10 protein-coding genes and 3 pseudogenes are annotated in these 14,729 nt (G+C 37.0%); 3 read left to right on the forward strand and 10 right to left on the reverse strand.

The features are described from left to right. Positions 1-370: 370 nt before the first annotated feature. A pseudogene (locus FTT88_RS17560) lies at positions 371-515 on the forward strand (transposase); the annotation flags it as partial. A 54-nt stretch (positions 516-569) separates the two neighbouring features. Further along, positions 570-950, forward strand: a pseudogene (locus FTT88_RS17415) (transposase); the annotation flags it as partial. 187 nt (positions 951-1,137) lie between these two features. Here the strand turns inward: FTT88_RS17415 and FTT88_RS15650 are convergent. From FTT88_RS15650 to FTT88_RS15695, 10 genes and pseudogenes are all read right to left on the reverse strand, one after another. Continuing rightward, positions 1,138-2,334, reverse strand: coding sequence for a tetratricopeptide repeat protein (locus FTT88_RS15650; protein WP_180107010.1), 1,197 nt, complete (start codon positions 2,332-2,334; stop codon positions 1,138-1,140). A 140-nt stretch (positions 2,335-2,474) separates the two neighbouring features. Next, the gene (locus tag FTT88_RS15655) at positions 2,475-3,026 is read right to left on the reverse strand and encodes a DUF2799 domain-containing protein (protein WP_180107011.1); all 552 of its coding nucleotides are present in this window, start codon (positions 3,024-3,026) and stop codon (positions 2,475-2,477) included. A 57-nt stretch (positions 3,027-3,083) separates the two neighbouring features. After that, on the reverse strand, positions 3,084-3,743 hold the full coding sequence (locus FTT88_RS15660) for a hypothetical protein (protein WP_180107013.1): 660 nt from the start codon (positions 3,741-3,743) through the stop codon (positions 3,084-3,086). A 50-nt stretch (positions 3,744-3,793) separates the two neighbouring features. Further along, positions 3,794-4,456, reverse strand: coding sequence for a hypothetical protein (locus FTT88_RS15665; protein WP_180107015.1), 663 nt, complete (start codon positions 4,454-4,456; stop codon positions 3,794-3,796). A gap of 29 nt (positions 4,457-4,485) precedes the next feature. Next, entirely contained in the window at positions 4,486-5,976 is a 1,491-nt protein-coding gene (locus tag FTT88_RS15670; RefSeq protein WP_257222641.1) for a hypothetical protein, read from the reverse strand. Positions 5,977-6,017: 41 nt separating this feature from the next. Beyond that, entirely contained in the window at positions 6,018-9,740 is a 3,723-nt protein-coding gene (locus tag FTT88_RS15675; protein ID WP_180107025.1) for a tubulin-like doman-containing protein, read from the reverse strand. Between the two features lie 34 nt (positions 9,741-9,774). Beyond that, a complete protein-coding gene (locus FTT88_RS15680; protein ID WP_180107027.1) occupies positions 9,775-10,185 on the reverse strand; it encodes a hypothetical protein in 411 nt (136 codons plus the stop codon). Between the two features lie 39 nt (positions 10,186-10,224). Beyond that, entirely contained in the window at positions 10,225-11,688 is a 1,464-nt protein-coding gene (locus FTT88_RS15685; RefSeq protein ID WP_180026585.1) for a hypothetical protein, read from the reverse strand. Further along, positions 11,685-13,175 (reverse strand): hypothetical protein, encoded by a 1,491-nt coding sequence (locus tag FTT88_RS15690; RefSeq protein ID WP_180026584.1) that lies wholly within the window; start codon positions 13,173-13,175, stop codon positions 11,685-11,687. The genes FTT88_RS15685 and FTT88_RS15690 overlap by 4 nt, the downstream gene beginning before the upstream one ends. 266 nt (positions 13,176-13,441) lie before the next feature. Beyond that, positions 13,442-14,521: pseudogene (locus tag FTT88_RS15695) on the reverse strand (tyrosine-type recombinase/integrase); the annotation flags it as partial. A gap of 27 nt (positions 14,522-14,548) precedes the next feature. On the opposite strand from FTT88_RS15695, the gene FTT88_RS17420 reads away from it, so the two are divergent. Further along, positions 14,549-14,729, forward strand: a 181-nt coding sequence (locus FTT88_RS17420) for a helix-turn-helix domain-containing protein (RefSeq protein WP_180040462.1), incomplete at its 3' end; no start/stop codon positions are given.

Here is a 14,729-nt window from a genome sequence, read left to right on the forward strand (position 1 = left end):
TACACAGCGCATTGGGTTATGTATCGCCTTTTGAGTTTGAAGCAATGTACTATGATAAGATTAACCCGTTAGGTCACGTGGCCTAACTTAAATAAAAATGTCTCCGACAAACCCGGTACGGTTCATACCTCTTCAATATATTTTTCACCCTTTTGCTGCTCTAACTGTTCCCACGCTTTTGAAAAATCGCCATTTTCTGGTAATTGTATATGTTTTTCTTTTTGCCCAGTCATTCCACCTATGGAAACTGATTCTACTTTATAATCACTAAAATCTGGGTAACGTTGATTATCAGGAGGGTAATCCCCCCTAAAAAATAATAGGATCTAAAAGTAGAATTTTCTCTTAAGATACGAGCTGGAGATTCTTCATGAAAACATCTAAATATACTGACAGTCATATCATGTCCATCTTGAAACAAGCTGAATCTAGTACCCCCTGTTACCACTTTTTGCCGAGAACTTAGCATGTTTAAGGCGACTTTATATAAATGGCGTGCTAAATATGGTGGTATGTATGCCTCATAAATTGCACTACCGAAAGAACCTCTTCGACCTGAGTAAGTATGATCATCAGATTACATGCATGACCAGTTGAGTGATGGACGAAGTGAACGCTTACTGAACGTGATTGACGATTATCGGCATGTAGGATTGGTGATTGAAATAGGGCTATCAATGCCTGTACTACTTGTCATTCGTACACTGAATTAGTTGCTTGAGTGGTGAGATAAACCACTTGCAATTCGCTACGACAATGGACCTTAATTTATTAGTGTTTAATTGGTTAACTGGGTAATGTTGCATGACATACGTATCGTACTTCAATCTGGCAGGCCACTACAAAATGTGTATATCAAACGCTAAAATCGCAAGATCCCTTATAGTTTGGTATGCAAATATTTGTTCGATACATTTGAACAAGTACAAGACCATATAACAAATTAATTGTGATTCTATAAACATGAACAACCACACAAAGCCAATGGTAGCAAACGACCTTTAATGGCCACTTAAGGCCTACTTTTACTTTTAACTTCGAATATTTATCGGAGAATTACCTAGAAGATGAAACAGCATTTTATGCTAATTCATCCTCCTCAATTTAAAACAAAAATACCATTTTTAAATGTTTAGTTTAAAGCTTATATTCATCAATCACTTTTTGGGCTTCTTTAAAACCGTTTTGAGCAGACTGCTTTATCAACTGAACTCCTTTAGATTCATCTTTCGGAATCCCTTCTCCAAAATAATACATGAGACCAATAATATATTGTGACTGAGCATGACCTAGCTCGGCTGCTTTTGAAAACCATTTAAATGCTTCTTGATCATCTTGACGTTCACCCGCATCTTCACTGAAATAGTCCGATCCCAATGCAAAATATGTTTTAGGAATATACTCTTTGGCTCTCTCATACCCTTGATTAGAAGCTTTTTCAAAGAAGTCTAATGCCTTCATGTAATCTTGAGGTACACCGATTCCTCTAAAGTACATGACTCCAAGATCAAATTGTGCTTTTGCATCGCCATTTTGTGCATTATTTGCAGCAGATACAAAAAATGCATCACCATCAATCACTTTTCCTGCTGTATTTGCTACAGTCAGTTGCTTATATGGTATATCCCATGAACTTTTAAGTTTATCTAGTTTTTTTTGAGCGCCTTCATGGCCTTGTGCGGCACTTTTTTCATACCATTCTTTTGCTAAAGTTAAATTTAACTCGGTACCTTGACCGTCAGAATACATTTCACCAAGTAAGAATTGAGCTGCTCTGTTTCCATCTGTTGCAGCTAGTGAGAACCATTTTAAGGCTTCAGGTAAATCTTGTTGCATTCCCTGACCAGTATAATAACAAGTACCCACATTTGCTTGTGCACCAGTATCACCTAATAAAGCCCCGCGCAGAAACCATTCACACGCTTTTTGTTTGTTAACAGGGGTACCTTCACCTTTGTAATACATGATCCCTAAATTAAATGGCGCAGACTTATGGTTGTGATATGCAGCATTCGTCCATGCTTCTAGTGCCTTAGCATTATCTTTTGAGATATACTGATTATTAAAAGAAATATTTCCCTTATAGTAAGCTTCCCCCAAATTAAAATAATACTCACCATTAATTTTATCAATACGAGGCTTGACAACTTTTTCAACCCCTTTATGCAAGGGCGAAAATAATTTTCCAATACCGAGAGAGGCCATCTCTCCTGCCTTGTCAATTCCGCCTAGAGCTTTGAAATGAAGTTCTTCACTTTTAGTATTTGCAGTCACATACGAAGGTAAAGCTAATGCTAATAATGAAAGTAGTAATTTTATATTTAAGTATTTCATATAAATAATCCATTAAATTTGAAGACTCTTTATGATCTAAAATAAAACAGTGTGATAAACATTGATAACTATTCAAAAATAAAAAATGCAGTCTCTTTTTTAATCAGAAACTGCATTTTCAAAGTTATAACTCACACTTACTATTCAAAACTTGCTGTTCGCTTGAATTGCATGAGTTCACGCTCTGCCAGATTATATTCTCGCTGAACTTGTCCCAGTTTATTGCTAGCTTCGTTATATCTTTCACGATAGTATTTGCGCGACTCTTCTTTAAGATCAGAGTTGTACATATTAGATTTTGCGGTAGCAATTGTATCTTCAATGGATTTTAAGCTCTTATTTGCTCTATAAAACTGATACGCGACATTGTAATAAGGTCTTAAATTATTTTGCATTTCCATTGGACAACTCTGATATGTTCCACGCCCTTGTAAAGCATAATCAAAAATTGTTTGAGGATTACAATAATTTTTCAAGCCTTTCTTATAGCCATTAGTATATGCTGTTGTGTCTAATACAGCATTATGTTTCATACAAGCTTGCGCTCTTTTTTGCATAAAAGAGCCATTTCCGTTATAACCGTCATTCTGCCCTATTAACCCCCAATTTGCAGATAGACACTCATTCTTTGACATAATTGCACAACCATTGAGTATAACAACACTACTTAACAACAACATTTTCAATTTCATAAATGACTCTAGTTAATTCCGAGCTACTTAAAATAAATAAACATTTAAAACATTATCTCAATTATAATCTACACGAAATCTAATCGATCTAATATTCTGAATTTCATCCAAACTAATATCAAATTCCTTATCCCTAAAAATAGATATATTTTCCGAAATATCAACATCATCAAAAATTCTATTATCTTTATTCATACGATTTGTATATTTGAAAAAATGCTCAAAAGATACACCCGTCCCATCATTCAACATAGAATTTGTTTTAATTTCACGACTTGATATACTTCTATTATTACTATCCAGTAAATCCATTTTTATTTTTAATTTTGGTTTAGCCCAAGCATACTCTAAATTAGAAAAAATATATGATTGCCCATAATCTTTAATAGCGTTATTAAAAAAAGTCTGTTTCTCTACAATAGTAGAATATTCTTCATTCTTTTCAAATATCTCTTTTTTAATATAAACTCTTACATTTTTAACTAAAAAATATGGTTTCCCTCTATAATCATTTCTAACTTCAGTCCCATCATAAGAAAATCCAAGACCATTCTCTTTAAGATCCTTCACAAGACTATTGAATATTTTAGAATATTGAAATGCATTTTGATTAAGATCAACTTCAGCTAACTTATTATTAATTTGAAAAATAGTATCACTTGCTGAAGCTGTACCCAAACTTGCGAGTGCTAGTATTCCTAGAGTAAAAAATTTCATGAAATTTTCTCAATAAAATATAAAAGCCCATATATATATGGGCTTGCATTTTATATTAATGTAATAGTACGTGAATTATTTGCAACTTTTTTACCATTCACTAGTAATTCAGTATCAAGCAAGTATTGTCCTTTAGATACACTCGCTGGAAACTTCCAATTGAAGGAATTTTCAAAATCTCCTGAACTATAACCTTGGGCTGTTGAAACCTGAACATCTTTCACTAATTCACGAATCACTTTTCCATTCGCATCCTTTAGAACTAATTTTTCTTGGACACGCTGAAGGGGATCAGCAATACCCTCTACAACAGTCAAATCTGATTTCACTGTAATATTTTGATTTGCAGCCACAGTTTGATTCGGTAAAATCACAGTAGAATATTGCTGAACTCTAGTTGTTTCTGGCAACTTTCCTTTATTGGCTTGTTTATATGCCATTTCAACTTCAGCAGCTGATTTTTTTTGAATAGTGTGTGCATTAATCATTACGCACCCTGCTGCAAAAACCGCACCACCAATCGCAGCACCTGTTGCAGCATAAGTACTATCACCCACAGATGCACCAATTGCTGCACCAAGTAATGCACCGACTGCTGTAGACATTCCTGTATTACACCCTCCATTGGCTGATGTAGCCAATCCGCCAGTACTCGCACAACCTGAAAAAGCTAATACTGAACTCAACATAGCGATAGACATAGATTTTTTCATTTTATTACCCCTCTTCACATTTCAAATGATTATTGAATTACCATTTCATCAAAAGCTGCTGCTTCACCTGATTCTGCTTGGCGTAGAATTCGCTTAGCCTGAGCATTACTAGGTGCCTTTGATAATACTTCTCGAGCTAAAGACTTTGCTAAACCATAATTATTTGCATTTAATGCACGCTCTGCTCTACTGAGTTGACTATCAAATCGTTCTTCATTTTGTTTACGTGCCGCTTCAGTAGCTTGTTTACGTGCTACTTCTTCAGCTTTTTGACGTTCTTTTTCTAAAGTTTGCTGACGCTCTCTTTGTGCTTGCTCAGCTTGGCGTTGAGATTGTTCTGCTTGACGTTGTGCTTCTGCTCGCTCACGTTCTGCTTGCGCTAAACGTTGTTCTTGTTCAACCCCATGATTGATATTTTGTTGTGGTACACTTTGAACAGCAACTTGTGCAGCCTCACTTTCTAATGCAGCTCCATCTAATTCTTGTTCTTGCTGAAGATTATATTCTTCAATCATCGATTCAATTTGTGGCAGCAACTCTACGCCCCCCACAAGTTCTGAATCAAGCTCTAATGCAGCAAGCAATGTCTGATGTGCTAGCTCCAAGTTCCCAGCTTGTAAATATTCTTTCGCTAAAGTGAGCTTTTCTTTTGCAGAAGTTGCTTGTGCTTCAGCAGATACAACCAATTGAACAAAACTTGCATTGGTTTTACATTCTTCTTGATTAAGTTTAATAATACTCAACGCACGCATTGGCATCTTTTCGCTCAATAAACTACTAACTTCTGCATTTACATTTTCACATGAATCTACCAAAGGCCCTTCATCTACAGAAATCGCTTGATCTATATCCTTATTACCACTAAACATAATGACAATACCAATAAAAAATACGGCAAAAGAAATCGCGATATATTTAAAAATAGAGTTTTTGGGCTGTGGTGAATCTAAAGGTGTTTGCTGATCCATGCTTTTTGATGGTAAAGGACTTTCAACACTTGCCACAGGTGGCGTCTGTTCAAAATACTCATCTGGTTCATTGTCTTGAACTAATAAATCATTTTGAGACTTTAGTTTATATTGTTCTGAGCTTAAAAATTCATTTGGGATTCTTGCTAAATGTTTTAAACGGATAAAAATACCTTCTTCTTTTTTAAAAGCATATCGATCATAAGTCCGCATTAACTCAAGAGATGCACCTACGACAATGATCCCTACTAATTCTTTTCCTTGTTTTGTAATATGTTTGACCACAACCGATAAAGCAGCTTCATTCTCAGCTTCTTCACTCACGATTTTACTAACCGCAGGTGTTGGTACCTTACTGACAATATCTTTTGAAATCGTCGGTTTTTCTTCTGGTATTACAGGCAGAGTTGGAGTTTGAACGCTTTGCGCAGCACTACAAAAAGGACAAAACTTTACTTTGAGCTGTAGCTCTTTATCACATTGATTACAAACTTCACATTCTTGCTGCTTTACCATTTCATCTAACCTATTACTTCTTTTTTTGCCTAACATGGCAGTATTGCCCTCCTTCGAGGGCAATACTGCCATGAACATTATTGTAAAATTGGCGGCATGCCTGGGACTGGTGGTGGTACAGGCATTGCTAATTCTGGACACTGCGCAATTGCAATCCAATTTGCTAGGCCTTCACGCCACACCATTGTTGCTGTATTAATTTGCTGCTGTTGCAACATTTCAACTACTTTGGGGTATGGAAATGGTCCAAAGTTTTGCCCATTGATTGCGATATGATATTGATACTGCAGCATCGCTGGCGGCGGTGGTACCATTCCACCTGGAAGTGGTGGTGGTGTCATACCTGGCATTGCAAATGATCCAATCGGTGTGACATCTTCTGTAATCCCAACTTTATTCAATAGTTGATCATGGTTTTGCAAAACACTAGGAGACATGTTCATAACCCATTTCAGGCGACGACCTTTATTTGGTTCACGAATTTCGTCTTGATAGGCATCTTCATCAGAGTCTTTGAGTATTTCAGCCCATTTTTCCATTTCTTCGCGATATTCAGTAAGCTCATATGCCCGATCAATGGACTTTTGTGGAATTTCTTTACGCTCTGCCAGTTCAATCAACTCTCGCTTCAATTCTTTTGCAATCGCACATGCAAAACCAACATGCTCAACTTGAGCACCTGTTTCATTTTGCACCAAACGAGGCGTATACACTTCCCGCTCATAATGATCCACTAATGCAATCAACATCGTTAAATTTGCATTGCTGAGAGACTTAAATTTCTGTTCTACTTGATCATAAATATTGTTTCTATAGGTCTGGGGTAAACCATTTAAACGAAATCCACGCTCATTCCCTAAACGACGTACATCACCGCGTGCAACTGCAAATTCATATTGCCCACTCGGAATCAAGCCTGGTACATCACAGCGTTTTAGAACACCCAACATCACAGCTTTCAAATAGCATTTAAAGTCATCTGCTAGATTATTTAATTCATCAGGCGTTGGCGCATATGGATGTTTGAATCGTGTTGAATCAATGTGTGTATGTAATGGGGTTCTTTCACTTTCTTTACGATAACTTGTACGCCAAGTTTCAATACCACGTAAAATTGTCAGTGGGATACCTGAAAGCTCTACATAGCAAACTGCGCGCCCTGGTTCACCCGTTTCAACAATCGATAATGCTTGTGCATTTAGACCTAAACCACTCGGAATAGAACCTGTTAATTCGTGTTTATATTTCTTACTGAATTGATCTGCACCATTCACACCAATAAAACATTTGAATCTGTCAGGCGGTGGTGTGAAGTCACCTCCCATTTTAGCGTCGACCCAAGGCATGGCACGTTGCAACCACTCCGTAAAGACATTTTGACGCTCAACCACATTCATGTTTTCAAGCGCTTTGTAAAGTGGATCTTCTTCCTGATCATTTTGTTCAAAAGCAACCAAACGGCGCTCGGCCATACGAATAATTTTAATCAAAAGTGGCGTTTGCTGATCTGGGTCCACAAGGACTTTAAAAAGCTCCTTAGAACCACCAAAGTCTTTAAATGCTTCTGCAGCCCATTCACACAATAAACGTGAATCTATATTTCGTTCTTTTACATCATCTGTTTCAATGATCTGTAAGGTGGCATGTTTGGTTCGAATTTGTTGATGGATCACTTCACGATCATGATCTAGTCGATTCATCATATCGATCACCGACTCTTGACCATTTTGCAGATCTCCCATCACACCATTCCAAATGGTTTTACCACTATCATCAACACCTAAGCTATTACCCAACCAATTTGAGATATCCTGCATAAGTTCAATAGCTTCTAAAGCCGCTTTTGCACGTAAATGAAACGAAAGAATATTAGCAATATCTTTTCGCAAATTATCAAGGATATTTCGTGCTTGCTCTTCACGGGAAGATGAACCTAATCCAAGAAAACCTGAGCCTTTTGTTTCTTCTAAATCCTTGAGTTGTTTTTCATACTCGTAGGTCAATAACGCATCTTTAATAGCGGTGTAGCGATTCGCTGAATTTTTTAGCTGTAATGCAACCCCTGAATTCGCATTTTCAATACGGTCTTTAATCTGTTCAACTAAAGAAATGACATACTCAAAACCACCTTGTTCGTGGTTATCTAAATATTGATATAAACGACTTTCAATATCTTTTTTCAGGCTTTCAAATAATGCCTTACGACGACGCATCACACGATCTTCAGCAGTGTCTGCCATAGCATCTGGATTACGAATCACGTCACGCATTAAACTTTGCATCGTTTTGCGGACTTCACTTGCCCACTGATCACGATCAATATTACTGATTTCGCTGATACGTTGGCTTACACGCTGACGTGTTTCTTCCGCAATATCAACTTCAACACCGTTCTGACCTGAACGTAATAAAGTGTCTACAACATTGAAATCAATGAATTCCGTATTTAACTCACGAATTTCTGGGTTTTTTAAAGTAGCAGCTGAAAACTCAGGAAGATTATTGAATGGCACGAGATTGAGATTCATATTCTCAGTCATGAACGCATCGCGCTTTTTTTCACTTGCCCGGTTTGCTGCAGGATTAACACTTGCAACACCAAAAAATGCTTTCAACATATCTGATGCCAAACTATAGGCATATTCATCGTAGCGCGCACGGCCAAGTGTATCTAAAGTCGCTTGGCCAAATGCTGAATACGCGCATGAATAATTTAACTTCATGTCACCAAAACGACCTGTTGGTACAGGTGGCGCAAACATATGTATTTTATGTTGACGTTGGTTGACTGCAACAGAGCGTTTACGGTTAGCAAAGTCAGCAGATCGATAATCTTCAAATAATGTATCTGCAATCATTGAATACACATCATTCATACTGTCGGTATGTTGACGAGCTAAGTTCCCTGAATCAATTAAATGCACTTCATCATAAGGTTTTGATGCTAGCTGTGGACGGTCATAATCATCCCATTTTTCCACATACTTAGAATGCCCGACCATCGCTGATTCAACTTCCATCAATGCAGCATAGGCATTGGCTTCTGTACGTGCTTTGTTTGCACTTGAATAACCCGTTGGTAAAAAGAGCATTAACTCGACATCAGCAGCTTCAACTTCGTTGCTTGCCACCCATTTAGATAACCACCCCATATCCAAGAATGAACCTGAACCAGTACCGCCTGCAACAGAGCCTAAAACCACAATACGAAATTTACTCGTATCTAACTGTAGATTTAATTTTTTCAGCATGTCGTCACGTGACAAACCTGCTTTTAATGTATTTAACTTTGAACGAATTTTATCACGTGTTTTTGGATATTTATCAAAGAAATATAGACGTGAAACTGAACGAATCTGACCTGCACCTTTGGCAGGATCAATACCCAATTCACGAATTTTTTTAGGAGTAAGCGGTAACCAATTTTGAATATGTGGATAACGGCTTAATGAAGCGTCATCACGACTATATTTCTCGATATCAAAAGATTCAACAATCTTTTCATCATCGGTAAATTTCACCAAGTTATATTGTAAATCTTCAGTTTGTGCACGACCACTATCAATAATTGCACCTTGGTCTAAGTCAAAATGCATGAATTGTGCAATTGGGAATTGAGATAGGTTTTCTAAGCGAATATTATCACTCCCCCAACTCGCATTGAGAATACGACGACGCACACGCATCATCACTTCCATGCCTGTACCGCCCACACCGATATAAAGGGTTGGGCGGAGTTTTACCGTCTGCTCTGCAGTTTTTGCAGCAGTATTTGTATTGACACTTTGTGCATCGGTCATAAGGGTTCTCTCTAATTCTTTTTAATAAATTTGACTAGGCGCGACTTGTTGTAAAAGCTAGTACAGCACTTACCAGTGCAACCACACCTAATGGCCCTAAAATTAATAAAGATAAAAATTTAACAGGATTCACCGCTGCTAAAACTGCACCAATTGCTACTGCAGAAAGAAATATAAATAACCACCATCCAGCCATGCTCGCTTTACTTGGCGAAATACGTTTTTTCACCAAACTATTGCTGAAACCACGTTTTGCAAAAAAGAATGCAATTAAAAGTACTGCGATAATTGCACCAGCAATCATCAAATCACGAGAGCCAGTTTCTTCTTGTACAGTAGGTACATTCACTTCTTGTACAGTCTGCGCAACACCACTTGCTTCATTTTGTGTTTGCTCATCTGCTGTAGGTAATACAAAACCGTTATTTGTATTTGACTCTGACATATATCCCCCTGGATGTTTTTAAAGATCTGTCTTTAATATTTAACGAAGTGTCACACTAAATTCTTTATCTATAACTTGAACAGATGCATCTGAAATGCCTCGTTTTACAATCGCGATTTCCTGTCCTGAATCACCATAAACACTTATCTTAGAAAACGGTTTTAATTGGATGGTTTGTTTCTTCAAGCCATTGACCCAGACATCATATTTTTTACGTTTTGACCCCAGTGCTAACGCGAAAAGAACCATAGCAATTGACAATAAAATCCCAGTGATTATGACCACAACAGGCCATAATGGATATTGCAAGCGGAATTGCACAGGGATCGTTGCCGTTGAAGACTGAATACTTTGAGGTGCTACAAATACATCCGACAACGGATCGCCAGGAAATAAGTTCTGCAAATTCTGTTTAAAATCTTCAGATAGACTGAGCTTCTGCTCGTACAAAGTCACATCAATATTTGCAGGAATTGTAACTGCCTTACCCATTGCCTTAAAAACTTCCCAAGACCATGGAGAAACAATTAAATGTGATGGAATAGGCACTTGAAACTCAAGCTTAGTATTGTCTTTAGTCATCAAACGAATATCCGTTTCAGAAATCTGAATCGGTGCCTGCATACCATTAGCTAATCTCAACTTCGCTTCAACACGTGTTGCAGCAATGTTGTACGGATAAAATTTATTTTTTAGATCTGCGGTCAGCTTTAATTCAGGAATGATATCTTTAGGTTCTAAATTAAACACTAATGTTTTTTGGTCAGATGCTAAAGATGCATGAATCGTAGATGAGTTTTTCACTCCTGTCGGAATGAGCTGGACTGGCTCTTTATCTAAGGGCTTCAATAATGCTGGTTGCTGCGTGAAAACTTTTTCCATTTGCCCAGACTGAACTAAATGATTTAACTCGGCCTCAGCTTGTTCTCCATAGGCTAATACATAGACCATTAATCCAGATGCATTAAAATGCTGCCCTTGCACAGGCATTTTTAGTGGGTATGCCATTACTTTATTAATAGCTGGATCTAAATGCACTAACTCATAAAATTCTTTATTACGTTCAGCAGTTGCTTCATCATTATTTGGACTATTTTTGTTGTTTGTAAAAATCCAAATTATGCCTGACTTCTTAGCAAATGGTCCTGTAATAGTTGCTATGACAGCTTCCTTAAAATCTGTGTCTGCATATGCTTTTTCAGATTTTTTCGCAATGCTCTGTTGGCTCAACTGCTGACTAACATTTTGTTTCCCTGCTCCTTGGTAAATCACTAAAGGTGATTTAGACAATGGATTACTTTGGTTAAACATTACCACTGCAACAGTGTCATTTGGTTGAGTTACGGTTTGAACCACTGCATTGACCAGTGGTTTTAATTGTGAGTTTTGATCTTGATAAAAAGGTTCCATCCAACCTGAGTTTTGTACCAAGAATGCATGCTGTCCTGCATAGCCAAAAGATGCTGAAAGGCTTAATAAGCTCATCAATGCCAATTTTTTCATACAGCAAGCTCCCACCCTAAGATGTCAGTTAAGCTTGAGTTATAGAAATACAAAACATTCTGATGAATAAAGAATCTTGACTGTAGTGGCTTTTCTACTTGAACACGATGGAAATCAATGAGTCCATCATGTGTATCTATAAATAATTTAATGTCTTGCTTTGTATCATCTGCAAGTTTTTGCTCAATACCTACATTGGTCTCTGTATCAAAGCTAAACCCAAAAATTAACTGCTTTTTCTCATCTTCAATCATTGGAACTGTAAAACGATGGGTGGATTCAACTGCGCTTGTTTCTTTCCAAATATCTTGCTTGATTTCCAATTTACCATCTAGGGCAAACTTTGATAAACCTGTGGTAAAACGAAATGATGGCGATTTTTCAAGTGATTTATCAAACTGGTCTTCAGAATCTAGTTCGATATAGCACAATGGACCTTTTTCATTATTTTGAGTTGTACCAAATTGATAGAAACTGCCTTTTTGATTATCATAAGGTGCACCAAAACGGAAGTCAGGTGTATAACTCGGCACCCATATTTTATAGATAGCATTAAGTACTTCATCATCAGAACTTTTATATTTTACAATCAACTGACCTGATGTGCCGACCCAAATAATACGGCTAGTGTCATAAACCACTTTTTCAAAGTACATTTCAGAGATCGTATGATCCAACATGATTGATGCTTGATTGCTTACATTAAAAAGCTTGACCTGATCAGCAATCAAAATCGGTATTAATATCGTTTTATTCCAATAAACAGGTGTACCCAAACATAAACTATTGGATGGCGTAACATACTCAGCTCGGTAGCTTAATGACAAACCATCAATGATGACGCGTGCTAAACCTGCTTTGGTTGGAATGTATAAAGTCTGAACACCTGCTTCATTCACCACCCCTAAGAGCTGTAAGTACTCTTCTAGTTGTTCCGGGCAACCTTCTAAACGGTGTGCTACAGCTTTTAACTCCAACCACTCCTGATTATTCTGACTCCAAATCAAAAGATTGCCATTGATTTTATTGTATGCCACAAGTTGAGGAATCTCAGTACTAGCTTTGATAGAAACAAATTCAAAAATACCTCTTGGTGGCATTTTTATTTTCTGTTCCGCATCAGCATCAATCTGTGGCTCATTCTTTAATTTTTTAAGTTGATGACTTAACTGTAATCCATGGCTATCCATGCTTTGACGATTATCATCATAATGTCGTCCCTGCCCATAAGGAGGAAGCCAATATGCTTCGGAATCAACCTGCTTTTTTTCTAAAGGGGTACCTGTTTCAGGATCGTATAAGAACTCAGGTGGATACACTTTTCCAGCCAAAGTTGGTAAGTTCAACAACTGCTGAACAAAGTGAGGGTTCACATGATTTTCAACATTTAAATTTGGCGTACTTTTTAAAATATAACCGACTTGATCATCTTGAACCCAAATTCCGGATGCCAAATTCCAAACTGCTTTATCATGATTATGAACCAAGACACACCCCTTATTTTGAGTTTCTTTTGCTACATTCTAGACATTTTTTTTTACTTTCAAACCATTTATTTAATTTTTTTTCAATAAAATTATATATTTAATTTAATCTTAACAATAATTAAATATTTTCTAACAAATTTTAACAAATAATTATTTCTTATCTAATTGTCCTATTTGCGATTTAGTCGAAATGATCTTAATTTTAGGGTGGTGGTGGTGGCGTCAACTTAACTGAAACTATAACTTACTAATATTTATTAAATTAATTACTCTACATTTTTATGCGTTAATTGATCCAAATAATCAGACCATGCTTGCATCATCACTGAACGCTCCTCCAAATACTTAGTACGGTTGTACGCTCGACCATGCATATCGCGAACCTGATGTGCAAGTTGTTGTTCTATACGTTCAATAGGAAATTTTAGAACTTCATCTAATAAAGTTCTTGCCGTAGCTCTAAAGCCATGCCCTGTTGTCTCACCATTTTCAAAACCATATTGTTTCAATCGTTTATTAATAGTTGATTCACTGATGGTTTTCGTTTTATCTCGCATAGACACAAAACAATATTCGGTATATCCAGTAATGCAATACAATTCTTGGAACAGCTTCAAGACTTGATCAGACAAAGGAACAATATGTTGTAGGGCTGTCTGATTTTTGGTCTTAGGCGGTGTATAACTCCATGTTCTATTTTTAAAATCGATATCTGCCCATTTTGCTGCACGTAATTCTCCAGGACGCACAAATACATGGGGTAAGATTTTGACTGTATAATCAATAGCAATATCCCCACGACCTGCATGTGTATTAATATTCTTTAATAGTTGTCCTAGCTTTTGCTCATCAGTAATAGCCGCTCGATGCTTAGTTTTACCCACCTTCAAAATACCGCTAATTTGGTCAGCAACATTAAATTGACATAAACCCAAAGCAATCGCATACCGAAACACCTGAGATGCTTTACTTCTCATTCGCTTTGCTGAGTCAGTCTTACCTTGTCTTTCATAAAGACGGCATACTTCCAAAATTTGAGTGGCTGTTATCGAATCAATGGGGAACTCACCAATAGCAACATAAAGCTTATCCCAGATAAACTGATTCCGACGTTGTGTACTTGATTCCAGCTCTTCAGTCTTACGGTATTCATCTGCTACTGATCTAAAACTATTATTTCGACATTGGGACTGTTTATCTTGCTTTTGAATTGCTGGGTCAATATTCTGCGCAAGCAGTTCTCTAAACTCACTTCGTTTTGCACGAGCTCTGGCCAATGTACAACTTGGATAAATACCGATAGCTATAGTGGCTCTTTTCTTAGAGATTGGGCGAATATAGCCAAATCCTAAAAACTATAGAACAATAGAGATATGGGATATTCAAAAGATTTTAAAGATAAAGTCATAGAAATTATGATTCGAGATGAAATGTCTGTGCGAAAAGCAGCACAGCATTTTAACATCTGTATACAGACGATTCAGAACTGGAAAAAGTCCACTACAAACAAACCTATTCCTGGCCGTCCAGCTAAAATTAGCAGAGAGCAAATAT

Origin of the sequence: Acinetobacter sp. YH01024 (assembly GCF_013420195.1) — a bacterium.
Taxonomy (GTDB): domain Bacteria; phylum Pseudomonadota; class Gammaproteobacteria; order Pseudomonadales; family Moraxellaceae; genus Acinetobacter; species Acinetobacter amyesii.